Below are 19,431 nucleotides of genomic sequence, written 5' to 3' on the forward strand. Positions count from 1 at the left end.
GCCGTCGACGTTGGACCCGTCGTGACGACACCGACGACCCTGACGACGCCGCCGCGCGAGGCGGAGACGGTGGTGCGGTCCGGGGCGCGACTGGGTGTGGGCGCCGTGGTCCTGGCGCTCCTGGTCATCGGGGCCATGCACCTGGTGGGCCCGTCGTCGGCGGTCGACCCCGTGCGCCGGACGATCAGCGAGTACGCGCTCCTGTCGGGCGGATGGCTGTTCGACGTCGCGGTGGTCGTCCTCGCGCTCGGCTCGGCGGGCGTGCTCGCGGCGCTGGTCGCGGCGCGCCTGACGACCGCCCGCTCCCTGCCGTCGGTGCTGATCGGCGCGTGGTGCGTCGGCCTGCTGCTCGTCGTCGCGTTCGAGAAGACGAACTGGTCGATCGGGCCGAGCGTCTCGGGCTACATCCACCGGTACGCGAGCCTCGTGGCGTTCATCGCCCTGCCCCTCGGCGCCCTGCTGCTCGCCCGGCGCCGCCGCGGCGACCCGGCCGCCCGGCCCTTCCGGACCGGCGTGCGGTGGGGATCCTGGCTCGCGCTGGCGTCGTTCCTGCCGATCGTCGGGGCCATCGGCCTGCGCGGAATCACCGGGGTGCCCTGGTGGCGCGCGGTGCCGCTGGGCCTGCTCGAGCGGGGGCTCGCCCTGGCCGAGGTGCTGGTCATCGCCCTGCTCGGGCTCTGGGCCCTGGCGCACGCCCGGCGGTCCGTGGTCGCGCGGCCCGAGTAGCCGTACCGTCCCGCGAGGTGTGGGACGACAGCCTCGACCGGGCCCAACGGTTCGCGAGGGAGTGGCTGGCCTCGCTGCCGGGGCGTCCGGTCGGGCTCCCGGTCGACGCCGGCGCGATGCGCGCCCGCCTCGACGGACCCCTGCCGCCCGAGGGGCTGCCGGCCACGCAGGTGCTCGACGAGCTCGCCGCCGCCCTCGAGCCCGGCCTCGTGGCCACCGGGGGCCCGCGGTACTTCGGGTTCGTCACCGGCGGCGCGCTGCCCGCGGCGCTCGGCGCGGACTGGATGGTCTCGGCGACCGACCAGAACGCCGCCGCCGCGGTGATGTCGCCCGCCGCGGCCGCGGTGGAGGCGGTGACGACGCGGTGGGTACTCGACCTGCTCGGGCTCCCGTCCGACGCGGCGATCGGGTTCGTCACCGGCGCCCAGATGGCGAACGTGTCGTGCCTCGCCGCGGCCCGCCACGCCCTGCTCGACGCGCAGGGGTGGGACGTCGGCGCCGACGGGCTGGCCGGGGCGCCGGCGCCGACCGTGCTGGTCGGCGGCAAGGTCCACTCCACGGTGCTGCAGGCCCTGCGGCTGCTGGGGTTCGGGTCGGAGCGCGCGGTCCGGGTCCCGGCCGACGACCAGGGCCGGATGCGCCCCGACCTGCTGCGCGACCTCCTCGCCTCCCTCGACGGCCCGGTGCTCGTCTGCGCCCAGGCGGGGCAGGTCGACACCGGGGCGTGCGACCCGCTCGACGCCATCGCCGACCTCGTGCACGCCCGCGAGCAGGCCTGGCTGCACGTCGACGGCGCGTTCGGGCTCTGGGCCGCGGCCGCGCCGTCGCGACGTCACCTCGTCACCGGCGTCGAGCGCGCCGACTCGTGGGCGGTCGACGCCCACAAGTGGCTCAACGTCCCCTACGACTCGGGGCTGGCGATCGTCCGCGATCCGGCGGCGCTCACCCGGGCGCTGAGCCTCTCCGCCGCCTACCTGGCGGTGGACGCGCAGGACCCGTCCGGCCGGACCCCGGAGAGCTCACGGCGCGACCGCGCGCTCCCGGTGTACGCGGCGGTGCGCAGCCTCGGGCGCCGCGGCGTGGCCGACCTCGTCGAGCGGTGCTGCGCCCTCGCCCGGCAGGCCGCCGAGGAGCTGGGACGCCATCCCGGCGTCGAGGTCCTCGCCGAGGTCGAGCTCAACCAGGTGCTGTTCCGCCCCCGCGGCGTCGACCCCGCCGAGCTCTCCCGGGCGGTCGCGCGCGACGGCACGTGCTGGGTCGGCACCACCGTCTGGGCCGACCGCCCGGCCGTGCGCTTCTCGGTGTCGAACTGGTCGACGACGCCCGAGGACATCAGCCGGTCGGTCACGGCGATCACGGCGGCGATCGACCGCGCCACGGGCTGATCACGCCGGGGCGGGCTCCGGGGTCTCGTCAGCAGCACCGACGACAGGGGCGCCGACAACCGGGGCGCCGACGACCGGGACGTGGCCGGGACCGCGAGCGCGAGCCGCGCGCGGGTGGGTGTGGTGGTCATCGGAGCGTCTCTGTCCAGGCGGTCCAGCGGGGCTGCTCGCGGTCGGCGACCCGGGCGGCGTCGGTGCCCGGCGCGTCGAACACCGTCAGGTGGACGCCGACGCGGGTGTCGGCGCCGTAGGTCGCGAGGTCGGCGACGCCCGGGCCGGGGGAGTCCACGAGCAGGACGACGTCGCAGCGGTGCTCGCCGGGGGAGAGGACCTCGACCGTCCCCGCGAGCGAGGGCGTGCCGGCGAGGACGATGCGGTCGCCGACGTCCGCCCCGTCCAGGCCGACGACCCGGAGCAGGGTGTCGAACGCGGCGCGCGGGGGGCCGGCGACCGTCGTGCCGGCGTCGACGACGGCCGGGCGCCGCCCCGCGAAGTGCGCGAGGTAGAGGCGCAGGGTCTCCAGGGCGACGCCCATGCCCTCGCGCAGCGCGTCGATCTCGTCGTCCCAGTCGTCGCCGGGCCCGAAGCCGCTCATGACCATCCGGACCACGCAGGTGCCCTCGTCGCGGGCGGTGACCAGCCACTCGGTGGCGAGCGTCGTCGACTGCCCGCCGGCGGACCAGGGCGCCTCCGTGGCGAAGCGGTGCGGGGCGTCGTAGGCGGTGACGACGCCCTGCGGCGCCTGCTCGGCCGCCTCGACGGACCCGCCCATGTCGAAGCCGAAGGCGCCGCCGACGTGCTCGTCGACGCGGGTCGGGTGCAGCCAGGAGCTGATGCCGGGTCCGGTGGCGATCGCGTCCCAGACCTGCTCGGGGGTGCCCGGCACGGTGACCTCGAGGTCGACGGTGCGGGGGTCCTGGTCGGTCACGAGGGGTCCTCCTCGGATTCGGGGGTGGGGGCCGGGGTCGGGTGGACGCCGACGACGAGTCGGTGGGGTCGCCCGGCCGGGTCGTGGTAGCGCGCGGCGAGGTCGCGCACCGCGGTGCCGAGCTCGTCGGCGAAGGCCGATCGCTCGGCGGGCGAGGCGAACGCGATCTCGGTGTCGAGGGCGAGGGTCGCGAGGCGCTTGTCCTCGCGGTCGGCCCGCCGGGCGAGGTCGCCGACCTCGCGGACGATCCGGCCCGCGAGGGCGAGCAGGTAGCGGGCGGAGAGGCGGTCGGAGACCTTGGCGGGGTCGGTGGCCGCCGCTCCGAGGGCGGCCGGGGAGATCAGGTACGACGCCGCGGTCGCCTCGACCATCCGCTCGGTGAGCCCGCGCCGCGGACGCTGCCCCACCTCGCGGACCAGGCCGTGGGCCTCCAGCGTGCGCAGGTGGTAGTTGACCTTCTGGCGGGTCAGGCCGACCTGTCCGGCCAGGGTCGAGGCCGAGCCGGGCTCGGCGAGCGCGGCCAGCAGGCGCGCGCGCAGCGGGTCGAGGGCCGCGGCGGCGGCGGCGGGTTCGTCGATCACGTCCACGTCGAGCACGGACCCAGGACAACATTGACAAAAGAAGTTGTCAATATGGCTCGCGCCGTACGGTGTCGCCGTGGCACGGACCCGACGACACGACGCGGACGCCGGGGGCCCGGCGGAGATCGTGGAGGCGAAGCACGCCGTCCGCCGGCGCGTGTGGGACGCCCTGCGCGACGAGAAGATCGCGCGGTTCCCGGGGGCGCACGGCCGCATCCCGAACTTCGTCGGCGCCGAGGTGGCCGCGGAGCGACTGCGGGAGACCGACGTCTGGAAGCAGGCCCGCACGCTGAAGTGCAACCCGGACTCCGCGCAGTGGCCCGTGCGCCAGCGCGCGCTCGAGGACGGCAAGACCGTCTACATGGCGGTGCCGCGCCTCGCCGAGGAGGCGCCGTTCTTCCTGCTCGACCCCGACGACCTCGACGACACCCCGCGCAAGGCGTCGTCGATCAAAGGCGCCTCGCGGTCGGGGCGCACGGTGGCCGTCGAGGACCTCGAGCCGGTCGACCTCGTCGTCACCGGCTGCGTGGCCGTCGCCGAGGACGGCGCACGCCTGGGCAAGGGTGGCGGGTTCTCCGACCTCGAGTTCGCCGTCGCCGGCGAGGCCGGGCTCGTCGCGCCGGACACGCCCGTGGTGACGACGGTGCACGAGCAGCAGGTCGTCGCGACGGGGGAGATCCCCGTGACCGACCACGACGTGCGCCTCGACCTGCTCGTCACGCCCGACCGCGTCGTCACCTGCACCCGGGAGGTGCGCCACCCCGGCCGCATCGTGTGGGACGAGCTCACCGAGGAGAAAATCGCGGCGATCCCGCTGCTGCGGCGCTTACGCCCGTCCTGAGGGCTCGCCCGTTCGATCTCTCGAGAGTGCCGTCAGAGCTCCCGCGTCGGGGCCCGAGGTCTGCGAAACGGCCACGGAGGCCCGGGGCCGACCTCCATCGTGGGCGCATGACACTCTCACCCGAGCTCGCCGGACCCCTTCTCACCGACGCCGACGTGCACCAGCGCGTTGACGCGCTGATCGGTCGAGCCACCCAGGACCGCTGCGTCTGGCTCCTGCTCGTCGACGGTGACCGCCGCCAGACACCGGTGGTGATGCCCCTCGAGGACTCGCCCCTGCGGCCCGACCGCCGTCTCGTCGACGGGCTCCGCGAGGTCCTGTCGGGCCTCGTCGACCAGCTCGCCACCGGCGCCGGGCCGGGCTCGTGCGTGTTCGTCCTCGAACGTCTCGGTCCGGTCCGGGTGGGAGCGGCCGACGAGGAGTGGGCCGAGGCGCTCGTCGACGCCGCGACCGGCGCCGGCCTCGGCTCCCTCGGGGTGTTCAGCAGCACGACCGCGGGGATCCGTCGACTTCGGTAGGCGCTGGTGGGGACGGGGGAGGAGCGGGACGATGGCTTCCACGACCGAGCTCGCGTCGACGGCGGCCTCCGCCGTGGCCGACCTGCACGCGATGCCCGACGACGAGTGTCCTCATCCTGGCTGCTCGACCCGGACGGCCCGGGCGCACTCGAGGTGCTCGAGCTCGGCGACGACGGCCGGTACCGGACCGTGGCCGAGGCCGTCGGCGACGAGACCGTCGAGCTCGCACTCCCGTTCCCGGCGCGCTTGTCGCCCGCCCGGCTGCTCGAGGGCCTGCACCGACCCGGCTGACCCGGCTCAGCCGCCGATCCCGAGCACGGCGAGGCGGGCCTCGTCGAGGCAGGTCACGCGGGCGCTCGAGTTGGCCGGCGGGGCCATGACGACGCTCGTCGGCGAGCTGCAGACCGGGACGGTCGCGGTGGTACGCGACGTCGCGGTGTCGACCACCGACACCGTGCCGTCCTGGACGTTCGCGGTGTACAGGTGGCGGCCGTCGGCGGCGTAGCTGACGTACTGCGGACCCGCGCCCACCACCGGCGTGGCGACCACCTGGTCGGTGGCCGTGTCGACGATCGACACGCTGCCGTCGTCGTAGTTCGCGACCGCGACCCGCGCTCCGTCGGGGGAGGGGGCGAGCGCGTGCGGACTGATGCCGACGGGGACCGTCGCGAGCGTCGCGCCGGTGCCTGCGTCCATGACGGTGATGAGGTTCGACTCGTGGTTGGCGATGTAGGCGCGGTCGGCGCTGAACGCGACCCAGTGCGGGTTGGCGGCCACCGGGAGGCGCCCGGTGATCGTGTTGGTCGCAGTGTCGAGGAGGTCGATCGTGGCGTCGTCGTGGCTCGGCACCCACACCGTGCGGCCGTCCGGCGCAGCGGCGAGGGCGTAGGGCCGGCGGTCGACCGGGACGACGGCGACGATGTCGCGGGTGGCGGTGTCCACCACCTGCACCACGTTGACCGCGTCGTCGTCGGTGTAGGCGCTGATGTAGGCGCGGGCGCCGTCGCCGGAGAAGGCGATGAAGCGCGGGGGAGCGGCGGGCACCGGGATGGTGTCGATCGCCGCCCCCGCGGCCAGATCGACCACCGTGACCACCCGGGGGTCGCGGTTGGCGACGTAGGCGACGCGGCCGCCCGGCGCCACCGTCAGCGATCCCGGCGTGGCCGGTGTCGGGACCGAGCCGATGACCTGCGCCGTCCCGCTGCTCGCCGACGCCACGGCGGCGCCGGCCGGGGCGCCGACGGCACCGGTCGCGGGATCGTCCTCGCCCCGGATCGCCACGAGCAGGACGGCGAGCAGCGCCAGGACGACGACGGCGGACCCCGCGAGGACGACGATCGCCTGGGAGCCCGGGCGGGCGGCCCACGCCCTGACGCTGGAGCGGGTGTCGCCGGCGGCGGTGCGGGTGTCGGCGGGCGGGCCGTCGCCGGTCGGTCCGTCGGACACCGGGAGAGGGGCCGGCGCAGGCGCCGGGGACTGGTGCGCGGTGGGTGGATCAGCCGGTGGGTCAGCCGGTGGGTCAGCCGCCGGGCCGGTCGGCGGATCGTCGTCGGCCTCCACGTCGGGGCGGGTGCTCCGCGGCGTGACGATGGTGGCCCGCTCGGTGGTGGGGACGGCTCGCGGGGGTGTGGTCGGCGTGCCGCCCAGCGCCGCGCGCGCCGCGTCGCCGAGCTCGCCGGTGGTGGCGTAGCGGTCCGCCGGGTCCTTGGCCATCGCGGTCACGACGACCTCGTCGAGCGCGTCGGGGAGACCCGGCACGGCGGCGCTCGGGCGCGGGGGATCGACGTGCACGTGCGCGTACATGAGCGCCGGGGGCTCGGAGCCCTCGAAGGGCGTCCGGCCGGTGAGGCACTGGTAGAGCAGGCACCCGAGGGCGTAGACGTCCACCCCCGTGTCGATCGGCCCGTTGGTGAACCGCTCCGGGGCCATGTAGTCGATCGTGCCGACGGTCGAGCCCGACATCGTCAGGCCGAACGCCGTCTGGCCCACGGAGTGCGCGATGCCGAAGTCCATGACGTAGACGAAGTCGCGGTCGGTGATGAGCACGTTGGACGGCTTGACGTCCCGGTGGATCAGCCCGTCACCGTGCGCGGCGTCGAGCGCCTCCGCGATCTGGCCCACCAGGTGGACCGCGCGCTCCGGGGGCAGGGCGCCTTCGTCGCGCAGCAGCGTCGCGACGGTGCGGCCGCTGTCGACCAGCCGCATGTCGATGTAGAGGCGGGAGTCGATCTCCCCGAAGTCGTGGATCGGGATGATGTGCGGGTCGCGGAGCCGGGCGGCCACGCGGGACTCGCGGCGGAAGCGCTCCTGGAACTCGGCGCTGCCGCTGAACAGCGGGGGGAGCAGCTTGAGGGCGACGACACGGTCCCGTTCCGTGTCGACCGCCTGGTAGACGTCACCCATCCCGCCGGAGCCGATGAGACGCTCGAGGCGGTACCGCCCGAACTCGCTGCCGTCCACCCGTGATCGCCCCCTCGACGCCCGGCGGAATGGGCTGGATCGTAACGATCAACCGGGCACGAGGGGATGGTTCGCCGCAACGGCTCCCTCCTGTCAAAGTGACATAATGTCGATTATCGGATCGAGCCGGTGGTGCGGGAGGGCCGGCCGCTCCGGGTCGTCGCCACCATCAGGGCCACCGCGCCCGCCGACAGCGCCAGGGACCGCACGAGGTTCGCGTCGAGGAGGCTCGCGATCGTCGCCTCGTCCTGGCCGATCCGGTCGAGCCGGTCGTGCCTCGGGATCGCCCACGCGACCGTCGACACCAGCGACACGAGCCCGCTGCCCGCGACGACGCCCGCCAGCCCGCGCGGCACGTCGGCCGGCCGCGTCCACGGGAACGCCGTGCACGCGAGGAACGACAGGAACCCGGGCACGATGACGACGAGCGGGATCGCCTCGTCGTACTGCGCGTGGTACGCGAGGAAGTCCTCGGGCGGCACGGCCCGGAACAGCGGATAGGACACCGCCTGGGCCTGCCAGCCGACGCCCGTCGAGTACGCCGTCAGGGCCGTGAGGGCCACGAGGTGGGGACGGCGCCAGTCGGACCGGGCGCTCCCCCGGTCGATCGTCCGGGTACGGATGGATTGCCGGAGGCTCATCGCGAGTCTCCCGCGGACGTGGCCAGGACGGCCGCCTGCTCCTGCACGTAGGCCTCGTAGGCCCGCGGCGGGCGCCCGAGCAGCGCCGCCGTGGCGTCGGCCTCGCGGTCCATGCGGACGACGCGGGCGCCGAGCAGCTCCCCCGTTGCGACCCAGTCGTCGTGCTTGCGTCCGTGCAGGCGCTGCGCGAAGGCGACCCGCCACGCGACGTCGTCGTCACCGACGTAGGCCACGTCCCGGCCCAGCGCCCGGCTCCACGCCGCGGCGCAGTCGGCGCCGGAGAGGGTCGCCGGGCCGGCGACCGGGTACGTGCCGGGGTCCAGGCGCGGTGTGACGAGCTCGCGGGCGGCGAGCTCGGCGAGGTCGCGCACGTCGACGCGGTTGACCCCGCGCATCGGCATCGGGAACAGGCCCGCGCCGATCTCCGGGAGGAAGACCTCGTCGTTCTGGAAGAAGTTGCTCGGCGCGAGGACGACGGCGCGGGTGCGACTCTCCTCCACACGGCGGCCGATGCGCAGCTTCCCGCGGTAGCTGGGCAGCATCCACGAGAAGGCCAGACCCTGCAGGCGTCCGGCGAGGGTGCGCCGGGAGATGTGCACACCGGCGAACACGATGCGCGTGCCGGTCTGCTCGGCCGAGGCGAGCAGGTTCTCGGCGAACCGCTCCTCGTCCACGGCGTGCGGCGAGACGTACAGGGCGGACGCCGTGCCGTCCAGGGCGGTGCGCAGGGCCCCGGGGTCGCCGAGATCGGCGACGACCTGGTCGACGCCGGGACGGTCGAGCCTGTCGACCGGGCGACGGACGAGGGCTCGCACGGGCACGCCCCGTGCGAGCAGCTCGTCCAGGACCAGCCCACCGACGGTGCCGGTGGCACCGACGACGGCGGTCGGAGGACGGGAGGACGGGTCGGTGGTCATGACCGGGACTCCGAGGGTCTCGGCCCCCGGTCTCGCCGTGGGCCGCTGATTTGGATAGAGTGACACTAACTCGATTTGGGCAGGAGTCAAACGAAATGTCGGCACGACGTCGGTACGACGCCTCCGGGCGCGAGCGCCGGGCCGCACTGACGCGTCAGCAGATCGCCCTGACCGCCGTCGAGCAGTTCGTGGCGCAGGGGTACGCCACGACGTCGGTGGCCTCGGTGGCGAAGGCGGCAGGGGTCTCGGCGCAGACGGTCTACAACGGGTTCGGGACGAAGGCCGCGCTGCTCAAGGAGGGCTACGACCTCGTCCTCGCCGGCGACACGCAGGACGTCCCGCTGGCCGAGCGGCCCGAGGTGCGGGCGCTGTACGCCGATCCCGACCCGGCCGCGTTCCTGCGGGGCTACGCGCGGCTCGGGCGCTCGCTGCTGGAGCGCCTCGGGCCGCTGGCGCTGCAGATCGGCGCGGGTGCCCTCTCCGGCGACCCGGACCTCGTGGCCCTGCGGGCGACCACCGACCAGGAGCGCCTCATCGGCACCGGCATGGTCGTCGGGCGCGTGGTCGAGCTCGGGGCCCTCTCCCCCGGTCTCGACGAGGACGTCGCCCGCGACCGCCTGTGGACGCTCAACAGCGCCGAGGTCTGGCACCTCCTCACCGGGGCGCGCGGCTGGACCGGCGAGCAGTACGAGGACTGGGTCGGCGAGGCCATGTGCGAGGCCGTGCTGGCGCCCGACCGACGCGGTGCCACCTCGTGATCGAGATCCGCTCGTCGGAGCCAAACGACCGGTGACGGCGCGCACACGACGCATCGCACACGACCGATCGGCCGCTGACCGGTTCGTGGCGCCGCCGACCGCGCGCCTCCTTCACAGCCCGCGACGCATCCAGCACGGTGAGGACACGACCGGATCGCGCGACGGACTCCGTATCTCCGTGGAGTGATCGCCGGTCACGCTCAGTTGACGTGGGGGGACGTGTGGGACGCGCGGCGGTGGGGGCACCGCGGAACGGGCGGCGGGGTAGCTCGTGACCGAGGAGTCCGACGAGATCAACCGGCTGGTCGCCGCGGTGGTGGCCGGCGACAAGGCCGCGCTCAACCAGCTGCTGGTGATCCTGCGCCCCCTGGTCGTGCGCTACTGCCGGTCCCGGCTGGGCACCGAACGCTCCGGGGTCGCCGCGGACGACGTCGCCCAGGAGGTCTGCCTGGCCGTCCTCAAGTCGCTGCCGACCTACACCGACCAGGGCAAGCCGTTCCTGGCCTTCGTCTACGGCATCGCCGCGCACAAGGTGGTCGACGCCCACCGTCACGCGGGCCGCGACCGCTCCGAGCCCACCGACGACGTGCCCGAGGGCTTCACCGACGCCGCAGGCCCCGAGCAGCACGCGCTCGAGGCCTCGGCGAGCGCCGAGATGCGCGCCCTGCTCGCGCAGCTGCCGCCCAAGCAGCGCGAGATCCTGGTGCTGCGCGTGGTCGTCGGCCTCTCCGCCGAGGAGACCGCCCTGGCCGTCGGCTCGACGCCCGGCGCGGTGCGGGTCGCCCAGCACCGCGCCGTCGCCAAGCTGCGCGGTGTGCTCAACGACCCCGAGGACCGGGGCGGGCCGGACGACACACCGCCGCGCGGGATCTTCAGTACGCGGGACGCAGCGGGAAGCCGGAGCGGGCGTCGGGGCCGAGCTTGACCCCCAGCACCTGGTGCAGCTGGATGTTGTTCACGTCGAACCCCACCTGGCACGCGGGCATGTAGAGCCTCCACACCCGGGCGCGTCCCTCGCCGGCCTCCTCGACGCAGGCGTCCCAGTGCTCCTCGAGGTTCGCCGACCACCCGGCGAGCGTCCGGGAGTAGTGCTCCCGCAGGTTCTCCTCGTGGCGGATCTCGAAGCCGGCCGCGTTCATCCGCGAGATCAGCCAACCGATCGGCAGCAGCTCGCCGTCCGGGAACACGTAGCGGTCGATGAACGGGTCGGCCGCGGCGCGGTGGTGGTGATCGGGCCGGGTGATGCAGTGGTTGAGCAGGCGCCCGCCCGGCCGGAGCTTCGCGTAGAGGAACTGGAAGTACGACGAGATGTTGCGGCGTCCGATGTGCTCGGTGAGCCCGATCGAGCTGACCGCGTCGAAGTCGCCCTCGGTGACGTCGCGGTAGTCGGAGTGCCGAATTTCGACGAGGTCACCGAGCCCCCGGCGCGCCACCTCCTTCTGCGCCCAGGTCGCCTGGTCGCGCGAGAGGGTCACGCCGAGCGCCTGCACGCCGTGGTGCTCCGCGGCGTGCATCGCCATCTGGCCCCAGCCGCAGCCGACGTCGAGCAGTCGCATCCCGGGCTCGAGCGCGAGCTTCTCGGCGACGAGCGCGTGCTTGGCGAACTGCGCATCCTCGAGGGTCGCGGTCTCCGACGGGTAGACGGCGCAGGTGTAGGCCATGGAGGGGCCGAGCACGAGCTCGTAGAAGCGGTTGGAGACGTCGTAGTGGTGCTCGATCGCGGTCGAGTCGCGGTCCTTGGAGTGCCGCCGGCCGCGCTGGCGGTGCTCCTCGGGAGGGGGCGCGACGCGGTGGCGGAAGCGCAGCGGCGCCATGCGCGCCGCCATCTTCAGCAGCGTCGACGGCGTGACGTCGGAGACCGTCAGCTCGCTCATCGCGGTCAGCGCCTGGTACAGGCTGCCCTCGACGTCGAGGTGGCCGGAGACGTAGGCCCGGGCCAGGCCCAGGCTGTTCGGCGAGGCGGCGAGGTACGCGAGCGCGGTCTCGCTGCGGACGTCGACGGTGGCCACCGGCTCGGCGGCCGACGGCGTCGAGGCGCTGCCGTCGTAGGCACGGATGGCGACGGGGGCCTCGTCCCCCAGCACCGGTCGGAACAATTCGGCGACCTGCACGTCTGTCCTCCTAGCCCGTCACGGTCTTGGTGTAGAGGTCGGGGAGGCGACCGTCCGGGTCGTACCGCGCCTTGAGCTCGCGGTACGTCGCTCCCCCGTAGAGCGCGTCGAACTCCTCCCGCCGGTAGCTGGACGTGGAGTACAGCGACTTGTGTCCGTCGAGATCCATGAGGACCTCCTCGATGCGCCGGTTGTGGTGGTCGGGCGCCTGGCCCGGGGCGAGTTCGGCGTCCGACCAGAAGCCGACGTTGACGTAGGTGGTGGCCGGGTCCAAGGGGTACAGCGGCCACGCACGCCCGTCACGCTGTTTCAACGGGCACAACCACACCGGGCTGATGCCGATTTCCCGGTGGAAGAACTCGAGGAAACCCGGGAGCCGGTCCACCGGTACCTCGACGTCCTGGATGATCGGTTCGACGCCGGCCGCCCCGTTGCGGCGGGCGAGCGCCTGGGACAGGCCGAGGCGACGGTCCAGGGCGACGAGCCGGCGGTAGACGTCGGAGCGGCGGTAGCGCGACGGCCACAGGCGGCGCACCGCCGGGTTCTGCACGCCCAGGGCCCGCGAGCACCAGAACCAGTCGGTGTCCCAGCGCCACAGGTAGTCGTGGATCGTCAGGAAGTCCGAGTCGCGGTCCTGGATCGACCGGTAGTAGATGCCCTGGCCGGTGTAGTCCGACAGGTACGGCGCGGTGTCCACCATCTCGCCGAGCGAGAGGTAGTGCTCCTGCGGGGAGAACACGGTGCCGTCACAGAAGTCCACCCGCTCCCCCGCCCACCGCCCGGTCGCGGTGATCTCGGCGAGCGCGCTCGCGGTCTCCTCGGCGGTGTCGAACCGGATGTGGCGCAGCCGCACGAACGGGTGGACCGGGGCGAGCTCGATGCGCAGGCGCAGCGCGTACCCGAGCGTGCCGTAGGAGTTCGGGAGGCCGGCGAGGAGATCGGAGTGGTCGACGGTCGAGAGGATCTCGCCGGTGCCGGTGAGGACGTCGGCCTCGATCACCGACTCGTGCGGCAGGCCGTCGCGGAACGACGTCGACTCGATGCCGAGCCCGACGACGGCGCCGCCGAGGGTGATGGTCTTGAGCTGCGGGACCACGAGCGGCATCAGCCCGTGCGGGAGGGTGGTGGCGACGAGGTCCTCGTACGTCGTCATCCCGGCCACGTCGGCGGTGCGGGCCTCCGGGTCGACCGACAGCACGCGGTCCAGCCCGTCGACGGCGAGCCCGCCGCCGCCGTCCCGGAAGCGGAACAGGTTCGACGTCTTCTTGCGCAGCCGCACCGGGGCGTCCGGGGGGAGCTCCGCGAGCCCCCGCCGCACGGCGTCCACGGCCTCACGATGCGCGATTCCGGCGTCCGCGCCGACGGTCATCTGGGTGCCTCCTCCCGGATCTCGCGGAGCAGCGTATGCCCGGCGTGAGGCGGAGAGCACCGGAAATCCGATGTTCCGTACGCCACCTGAGGGATGGTGGCGCGTCAGGACGGTGCGTGGAGCGGGTTCAGCCGACCAGGTCGGCGACGAGCTCGATCCCGGTGCGACCGGCCTCGCTGCGATCCGAGACGGCGTCCGGCGCGCGGGTGTCGGTCCACACCGTGACGAGGAACAACCAGCGGACCACCAGGTAGACGATCAGCAGGAAGCCGATCAGGGCGCCCAGCGCCGCCACCGCGGGTGAGGTGCCGATCAGGCGGAAGTACAGGCCACCGATCTGCTGCAGGACGACGAGTCCCACCGCGGCGAGCGCCGCCGCCGGCAGCAGGGGGCGCAGGGCACGCGTCGGCCGTGGCAGGTGGGCCAGGCACCACGCGACGACCAGCCAGTTCGCGGCGAGCCCGATCGCGATCGACCCGACCGCCAGCAGCGCCCGGGCGCCGACGGTGCTGGTCAGGCCCAGGAGGTCGAGCAGCCGCCTCCCCAGGACGCCGGTCAGCGACGCCAGCGCGAACGAAACGGCCAGCGCGACGCCGATGCCCAGCAGCGCGCCGACGTCGGAGACCGCGTGGCGCAGCCGGTGCTCCGGGCACGGCCGTCCCAGCAGAGCGGTCACGGCGTCGCGGAGGTGGCTGATCCAGCTCCACCCGGAGATCGCCGCGGCCGCCAGAGCGAGCACGCCGAGGGTCCCGCGCTCGGCCACGACGACGTGGACGACGTCGACGACCTCCACGCTCACCGGCTGGGGCAGCGCCACCGCGAGGACGCTCTCCACCTGGGCGAACACGCTCTGGCTCGAGGACAGCACGAACCCGACCGCGGACACCGCCAGCATCAGCAGCGGTACCAGGGCGAGCACGGTGAAGAACGTGACCGCCGCGGCGAGGTGGTCACCGTGCCGGGCGCGGTAGAGCCGTCGGCTCTCGCGCAGACGCCGCCACGACGGCGCCATCCGGCCGGTCATCGGCCGACGGACCCGTGGCCGCCACCCCACCGGTGCCATCGGGTCAGGCAACCACGCCCGCCCCGGGACCCGGCACCGGGGTCCGGTCCGCCCGCGGATCAGCCGCTGACGGTGTCCCCGGTGACCGCCGCGAGCACCCGCGGGAGCGCCCCGTCGGCGAGCGCGGCCATCTCGGCGTCGGTGCGGTCCTGGATGGGGTGGGCGACGTAGACCGCGGGCACGCTCGCGAAGCCGAGGGCGCGCGCCTGGGCGTCGGTGGCGGAGACGAACTCCGTCGACGCGACGAACGTGGCCGTCACGCCGTCGGCCTCGAGGGCGGCGAGGTCGTGCACACTGCACGACGTGCACGAGCCTCAATCGGCGAGGGCCTCGATCACGACGTCGCACTCGGCGGCGATCTCGGCGCGCAGGTCGGCGGGCGCGGGCCGGGTGAAGGTCGGCTTGGCGTAGCGCCGGACCGCCGCGCCCCGCTCGGCGAGCAGGGTCTCCAGGCGGTCGAGGAAGACCTCGCCGCGGGGCTTCGAGATGTCGAGCAGCCCGACGGTGCGCCCGGCGAGGTCGTCGGGACGCGGCCCGACGGTGCGCGCGGCGGGGCGTGCCTCGTCGGTGGGGTCCAGGACGATCAGAGAGCTCACGGGTCCTCCTCGATGACGCGGGTGACGGGCGTGCTGCCGCCGGGGCCGCCGACCCAGCCGCCGAGGACGGCGGAGAACTTCCCCGCTCCCCCGCCGGCGACGGCGATCATCAGCCCGCTGGGACGGAACTTCGGACGCGGCCGCGACGGGGCCGGCATGCCCTCGTCGATGCCGTCGGCGCCGCGCGCGATCTCCTCGGGCGCCAGCAGGAGCAGCTCGTCGAGCTCGGCGTGCAGGCGGGCCCGGTCCCAGCCGGCCTCGGCGAAGACCGCGGCGTGCTCGGGGACGACCACGAGCACCGCGTCGAACCCGGGCGCGATCTTGGGATGCCCGACGCCGCGCAGCCCGCGGGCGAGCGAGCGCGCCAGCGACCCCGGCGTCCGCGAGATCTGGTCGACGACGCCCTGGGCGCCCTCCGCGGCGAACACCGTCACCGCCGAGGCCCCCGCCGGCACCCCGCGCGAGACCGAGAGCGGCTCCCACGGCGAGCCGTCCTCGTCCTCGGCGAAGCAGAGCCCGACCTTGCCGGGCTGGCCCAGGGTCGCGCGGTCGACCTCGCCGGGACGCCCGCCGCCGACGTTGCGGACCACCAGCTGCAGCGCGCGCCCGATCGTCGAGTTCGCCCGGGTGCCCTGCCCCAGCGCGTTGCCCCCGGTGTTGACCCCGATCCGGCGCGCGACCGGTCCGTGGACCAGGACCGCCGGCGCGGCACCCCAGGTGGTGGCCAACAGGCCGTGGGCGTTGAACTCCTCGGCGCAGGCGGCCTCGACGGCGGCGAGCACCACGGGGAGGTACTCGGGGCGGCATCCGGCGAGGACGGCGTTGATGGCGACCTTCTCGACGGTCGCGGGCACGAGGTTCGGGGGCACGGTGGCGACGACCTCGTCGGGTGCGCGCGACGTCCCGGCCAGCATCCGCAGCACCCGCGCCGGCGTCGGCGCCACCACCGGGAGCCCGTCGGTCCAGCCGCGGTCGTAGAGGGCCTCGGCCTCGTCCTCGAGCCCGGCGAGCTCGACGTGGCGGGCGTGCAGCTCGTGCCCGCGGGTGCGCACCAGCAGCTCCTCGGCCACCGCCGGGTCGTGGGTGCGGGAGCCGCAGCCCGGCTTCCAGTCGGTGAGGTCCGCGCCGAGGTCGGCGACGCCGGACAGCTCCCGCCAGCGCGCCCGGTCCCAGCCCTCGGCGCGGTCGGTCTCCGCGCCGGCCCGGCGGCGCAGCAGCGTCGGCACCACGTCGATGCCCAGCGCCAGGCTCGCGTCGAGGGCGGTGTCGTCGACGACCGCGACGCCGCCCGGGAACGCCGGGTCGTCCTGGCTGTAGACGGTGGCGTCGAGGGCCCCGAGCACCGGCGCGACCAACTGGCAGGTCGGGCAGTCCTGCTTGACCACCACGACGAGCCCGTCCTCGGGGACCGGGGCGGACACCGTCGAGGGCACGGACGGCACGCTACCCAGACCGGGCGCGGTCGTGTCGAGAATCCCGCGCGCCTCGGACTTGCGTGCGCGGCGCCCTCCGTGCACCATCCATATGGATGGCGCAGGGAGGGCATGATGGCCGGTGAGCCGGACCGTACCGAGAAGATCACCGTGAACCTCGGGCCGGTCGACCTCGGCCGGATCGACCTCCTGGTGCAGGAAGGACACTTCACCAACCGCACCGACTTCATCCGCACCGCCGTGCGCAACCAGCTCACGGCGAGCGCCCCCGCGATCGAGCACACGGTCGCGCGCCGCACCCTCGTGCTCGGTACGCAGCACTTCTCCCGCCGTGAGCTGGAGGCGATGCGTGACCGGGGCGAGCAGGTGCACATCCGGGTGCTGGGGCTCGCCACCGTGGCCGACGACGTCACGCCCGAGCTCGCGCTGGCCACGATTGCCTCGGTCGAGGTGCTCGGGGCGTTCCGCGCGAGCCGGGCCGTCAAGTCGGCGCTCGGGTCCCGCATCGTCTGACCGCTGTCCCTGGAGGCACCGTGTTCCGTACCGCCAAGCTGATCCGCGACACCCTGCGCGCCGGGACGGCCGTGAACGGGACGAGCGAGGCCGCGCGCCTGATGCGCTCGGGCCGGCTCATGGAGGCGACGTCCGCCCTGCAGGAGCGCCTCGGCGGCGGCCTGCCGATGAGCGAGGGCTCGATGCCGGCCTTCACGATGCCGACGAGCTCGATGCCGGGTGGTTTCTCGATGCCGGGCGGTTTCTCGATGCCGGGACAACGACCCGCCGGCGCCCGGACGTCCGACCGCGCACCGGGCACCGTCACCCGCGGCTCGGCCGGCGGGCTGGCCTACCGCCTCTACGTCCCCACCGGTGCCCGCACCGGCGCCCCGCTGCTGGTGATGCTGCACGGCGGCACCCAGGACGCCGACGCGTTCGCCGCCTGCACCGGGATGGACGAGGCGGCCGAACGGGCCGGTGTCGTCGTCGCCTACCCCGAGCAGTCGCGGTCGGCGAACGCGATGGGCTACTGGAACTGGTTCCGCCCCGGCGACCAGGCCCGCGACGCCGGTGAGCCCGCGATGATCGCCGCCGTGACCCGTGAGGTGACCGCGCAGCACGGCGTCGACCCGGCGCGCGTCGCCGTCGCCGGGTTCTCCGCGGGCGCGGCGATGGCCGCGGTGATGGCGGCGACCTACCCGGACCTGTTCTGCGGGGCCGGCGTGCACTCGGGGCTCCCCCACGGCGCGGCACGCGACGTGGGCTCGGCGTTCGCGGCGATGTCCAGCCCGCCCCGGACGGTGACGGACGCCGGACCGGTCCCGCTGATCGTCGTGCACGGCGACGCCGACCGCACCGTCGCGGTCGGCAACGGCGAGGCCGTGGTGCGGGCGGCGCTCGTCGCGAAGGGCACCACCGAGCACGTCCGCGAGACCGGGCGCACCGAGGGCGGGCGCGGCTGGACGCGGGAGCGCTGGTCGGAGCCGGGCGGACGGGTGCTCGCGGAGTCGTGGACGGTGCACGGCATGGGCCACGACTGGTCCGGGGGCCGCGCCGGGGAGAAGTACGCCGACCCCACGGGGCCCGACACCGCCGCGGCGATGTTCGCGTTCTTCGGGTTCACCGGGACCGGGGTGCACCAGGACCGCGAGGTCGGGTAGATATCCGGCATGCCCGACCTCTCCGAGTACAACGCGAAGCGGGATCCGGCGCGCACGCCGGAGCCGTTCGGGGAGGTCGGGGACACCCCCGCCGGGGAGCGCTTCGTCGTGCAGGAGCACCACGCGCGCCGCCTGCACTACGACGTGCGCTTCGAGCGCGACGGCGTGCTCGTGTGCTGGGCGGTGCCCCGGGGGCTGCCCGACAAGCCCGGAGCGCCCCGGCTCGCGGTGCACACCGAGGACCACCCGCTGGAGTACCTGGAGTTCCACGGCGAGATCCCCGCCGGCGAGTACGGCGGCGGGGCCATGACGATCTGGGACTCCGGGCGCTACGAGGTCGAGAAGTGGTCGGACACCGAGGTCGCGGTGACGCTGCACGGCGAGCGGCTGGAGGGCCGGTTCGTCTTCTTCAAGCCGGACCGGGACGGCAGGAGCGACCACGACGAGAAGGACTGGCTCGTCCAGCGCCGGAAGTCCGACGCCCCGGCGCCGGCGCGGAACAAGGCGGCGCAGTCCCCGCGGGTCGCGGTGGGCGGCCGGTCGCTGCGCCTGTCCAACCTCGACAAGGAGCTCTACCCCGACGTCCCCAAGGCGTCGGTGATCGACTACTACGCCCGGGTCGCCGACACGATCCTCCCCCACCTCGCCGGCCGGCCCCTGACGCTGCGGCGGTTCCCCGACGGCATCTCCGCCCCGTCGTTCTACGAGAAGAACGCGGGAGCCAAGGCGCCGGAGTGGCTGCGCAGCGTCGAGGTCCCCACCCCCGGCAGCAGCCGGGGCACGACGACGGCCAACTTCGTGGTGGTCGAGGAGGTCGCGACGCTGGTCTACCTCGCCAACCTCGCGGTGCTCGAGCTGCACGTGCCGCAGTGGCGGGTCGACGACGACGACGTCGTCCAGCCGCCCGACGAGCTGGTGTTCGACCTCGACCCCGGTGAGGGCACCACGGTGGTCGACTGCGCGCGCCTGGCCGAGCGCTTGCGCGACGTCCTCGTCGCCGACGGGCTCACGCCCTGCCCGAAGACCAGCGGTAGCAAGGGCATGCAGGTCAGCGCCGCGGTGCGGGTCGGCGACCCGGGGCGCACGTCCGCCTACGCGAAGAACGTGGCCGAGCTCCTGGCCCGCGAGACCCCGCGCTCGGTCACCGCGATCATGGCCAAAGACCGGCGGCGCGGGAAGATCTTCGTCGACTGGAGCCAGAACAACACGGCGAAGACCACCGTCGCGCCGTACTCGATGCGTGCCCGCGCGGCGAACGGCGCGCCGACGGTGTCGACGCCGCTGACGTGGGACGAGGTGACCGCGGCGACCGAGGTCCGGGAGCTGACCTTCTCCCCCGCGGACGTGCTGGCCCGCGTCGAGGCCGAGGGCGACCTCTACGCCGGGGCGCTCGGCGAGGGTGTCGAGCGCCCCGACCTGCCGGAGAAGCCGTCGGCGAGCTGAGTCGCG

Annotated in this window: 20 protein-coding genes; 10 read left to right on the forward strand and 10 right to left on the reverse strand. The window is 74.4% G+C overall.

Annotated elements, in window-relative coordinates; all coding sequences use genetic code 11:
• Positions 1–21 precede the first annotated feature (21 nt).
• Both OG774_RS04765 and OG774_RS04770 read left to right on the forward strand, forming a co-directional pair.
• On the forward strand, positions 22–726 hold the full coding sequence (locus OG774_RS04765; RefSeq protein ID WP_328307177.1) for a DUF998 domain-containing protein: 705 nt from the start codon (positions 22–24) through the stop codon (positions 724–726).
• A gap of 17 nt (positions 727–743) precedes the next feature.
• Positions 744–2,111, forward strand: coding sequence for a pyridoxal phosphate-dependent decarboxylase family protein (locus OG774_RS04770; RefSeq protein WP_328307179.1), 1,368 nt, complete (start codon positions 744–746; stop codon positions 2,109–2,111).
• A gap of 127 nt (positions 2,112–2,238) precedes the next feature.
• Here the strand turns inward: OG774_RS04770 and OG774_RS04775 are convergent, their stop codons facing one another.
• The gene (locus OG774_RS04775; protein ID WP_328307181.1) at positions 2,239–3,039 is read right to left on the reverse strand and encodes an SRPBCC family protein; all 801 of its coding nucleotides are present in this window, start codon (positions 3,037–3,039) and stop codon (positions 2,239–2,241) included.
• Positions 3,036–3,635, reverse strand: coding sequence for an ArsR/SmtB family transcription factor (locus OG774_RS04780; protein WP_328307183.1), 600 nt, complete (start codon positions 3,633–3,635; stop codon positions 3,036–3,038). Before OG774_RS04780 ends, OG774_RS04775 begins: the two co-directional genes overlap by 4 nt.
• Before the next feature lie 61 nt (positions 3,636–3,696).
• Between OG774_RS04780 and OG774_RS04785 the strand changes: the two genes are divergently transcribed.
• The 3 genes from OG774_RS04785 (at position 3,697) to OG774_RS04795 (ending at position 5,270) form a co-directional block, all read left to right on the forward strand.
• A complete protein-coding gene (locus OG774_RS04785) occupies positions 3,697–4,461 on the forward strand; it encodes a 5-formyltetrahydrofolate cyclo-ligase (RefSeq protein WP_328307185.1) in 765 nt (254 codons plus the stop codon).
• Between the two features lie 107 nt (positions 4,462–4,568).
• On the forward strand, positions 4,569–4,979 hold the full coding sequence (locus tag OG774_RS04790; RefSeq protein WP_328307187.1) for a hypothetical protein: 411 nt from the start codon (positions 4,569–4,571) through the stop codon (positions 4,977–4,979).
• 105 nt (positions 4,980–5,084) lie between these two features.
• The gene (locus OG774_RS04795) at positions 5,085–5,270 is read left to right on the forward strand and encodes a hypothetical protein (protein WP_328307190.1); all 186 of its coding nucleotides are present in this window, start codon (positions 5,085–5,087) and stop codon (positions 5,268–5,270) included.
• A gap of 6 nt (positions 5,271–5,276) precedes the next feature.
• On the opposite strand, the gene OG774_RS04800 is transcribed toward OG774_RS04795, so the two are convergent.
• From OG774_RS04800 to OG774_RS04810, 3 genes are all read right to left on the reverse strand, one after another.
• Positions 5,277–7,439: a protein kinase domain-containing protein gene (locus tag OG774_RS04800; RefSeq protein WP_328307192.1), complete on the reverse strand. Its 2,163-nt coding sequence runs from the start codon at positions 7,437–7,439 to the stop codon at positions 5,277–5,279.
• A gap of 113 nt (positions 7,440–7,552) precedes the next feature.
• Positions 7,553–8,080 (reverse strand): hypothetical protein, encoded by a 528-nt coding sequence (locus tag OG774_RS04805; RefSeq protein WP_328307194.1) that lies wholly within the window; start codon positions 8,078–8,080, stop codon positions 7,553–7,555.
• Complete coding sequence (locus OG774_RS04810) at positions 8,077–8,997, reverse strand: SDR family oxidoreductase (RefSeq protein ID WP_328307196.1); 921 nt, start codon at positions 8,995–8,997, stop codon at positions 8,077–8,079. Before OG774_RS04810 ends, OG774_RS04805 begins: the two co-directional genes overlap by 4 nt.
• A 95-nt stretch (positions 8,998–9,092) precedes the next feature.
• Between OG774_RS04810 and OG774_RS04815 the strand changes: the two genes are divergently transcribed.
• Together OG774_RS04815 and OG774_RS04820 are read left to right on the forward strand one after the other, a co-directional pair.
• Entirely contained in the window at positions 9,093–9,755 is a 663-nt protein-coding gene (locus OG774_RS04815; protein WP_328307198.1) for a TetR/AcrR family transcriptional regulator, read from the forward strand.
• Positions 9,756–10,026: 271 nt separating this feature from the next.
• Positions 10,027–10,680, forward strand: coding sequence for a sigma-70 family RNA polymerase sigma factor (locus OG774_RS04820; protein WP_328307200.1), 654 nt, complete (start codon positions 10,027–10,029; stop codon positions 10,678–10,680).
• Here OG774_RS04820 and OG774_RS04825 read toward each other — a convergent pair.
• The 5 genes from OG774_RS04825 to OG774_RS04845 form a co-directional block, all read right to left on the reverse strand.
• Positions 10,628–11,866: a cyclopropane-fatty-acyl-phospholipid synthase family protein gene (locus tag OG774_RS04825; RefSeq protein WP_328307202.1), complete on the reverse strand. Its 1,239-nt coding sequence runs from the start codon at positions 11,864–11,866 to the stop codon at positions 10,628–10,630. The genes OG774_RS04820 and OG774_RS04825 overlap by 53 nt on opposite strands.
• 10 nt (positions 11,867–11,876) lie before the next feature.
• The gene (locus OG774_RS04830) at positions 11,877–13,235 is read right to left on the reverse strand and encodes an FAD-binding oxidoreductase (RefSeq protein WP_328307204.1); all 1,359 of its coding nucleotides are present in this window, start codon (positions 13,233–13,235) and stop codon (positions 11,877–11,879) included.
• 127 nt (positions 13,236–13,362) lie between these two features.
• On the reverse strand, positions 13,363–14,259 hold the full coding sequence (locus OG774_RS04835) for a YihY/virulence factor BrkB family protein (protein ID WP_328307206.1): 897 nt from the start codon (positions 14,257–14,259) through the stop codon (positions 13,363–13,365).
• Positions 14,260–14,357: 98 nt separating this feature from the next.
• Entirely contained in the window at positions 14,358–14,885 is a 528-nt protein-coding gene (locus tag OG774_RS04840; RefSeq protein ID WP_328310785.1) for a UGSC family (seleno)protein, read from the reverse strand.
• Between the two features lie 5 nt (positions 14,886–14,890).
• Positions 14,891–16,327, reverse strand: a complete 1,437-nt coding sequence (locus OG774_RS04845; RefSeq protein WP_328307208.1) for a thioredoxin family protein — start codon at positions 16,325–16,327, stop codon at positions 14,891–14,893.
• Between the two features lie 114 nt (positions 16,328–16,441).
• Between OG774_RS04845 and OG774_RS04850 the strand changes: the two genes are divergently transcribed.
• From OG774_RS04850 to ligD, 3 genes are read left to right on the forward strand one after another with little or no spacing between them, the layout of a single operon-like run.
• Entirely contained in the window at positions 16,442–16,840 is a 399-nt protein-coding gene (locus tag OG774_RS04850) for a CopG family transcriptional regulator (protein ID WP_274190472.1), read from the forward strand.
• A gap of 20 nt (positions 16,841–16,860) precedes the next feature.
• Entirely contained in the window at positions 16,861–17,982 is a 1,122-nt protein-coding gene (locus OG774_RS04855; protein WP_328307213.1) for an extracellular catalytic domain type 1 short-chain-length polyhydroxyalkanoate depolymerase, read from the forward strand.
• 9 nt (positions 17,983–17,991) lie between these two features.
• Positions 17,992–19,425, forward strand: coding sequence for a non-homologous end-joining DNA ligase (gene ligD / locus OG774_RS04860; protein WP_328307215.1), 1,434 nt, complete (start codon positions 17,992–17,994; stop codon positions 19,423–19,425).
• Positions 19,426–19,431: the final 6 nt, after the last annotated feature.

The sequence above is a fragment of the Actinomycetospora sp. NBC_00405 genome, from assembly GCF_036044095.1.
GTDB classification, from domain to species: domain Bacteria; phylum Actinomycetota; class Actinomycetes; order Mycobacteriales; family Pseudonocardiaceae; genus Actinomycetospora; species Actinomycetospora callitridis.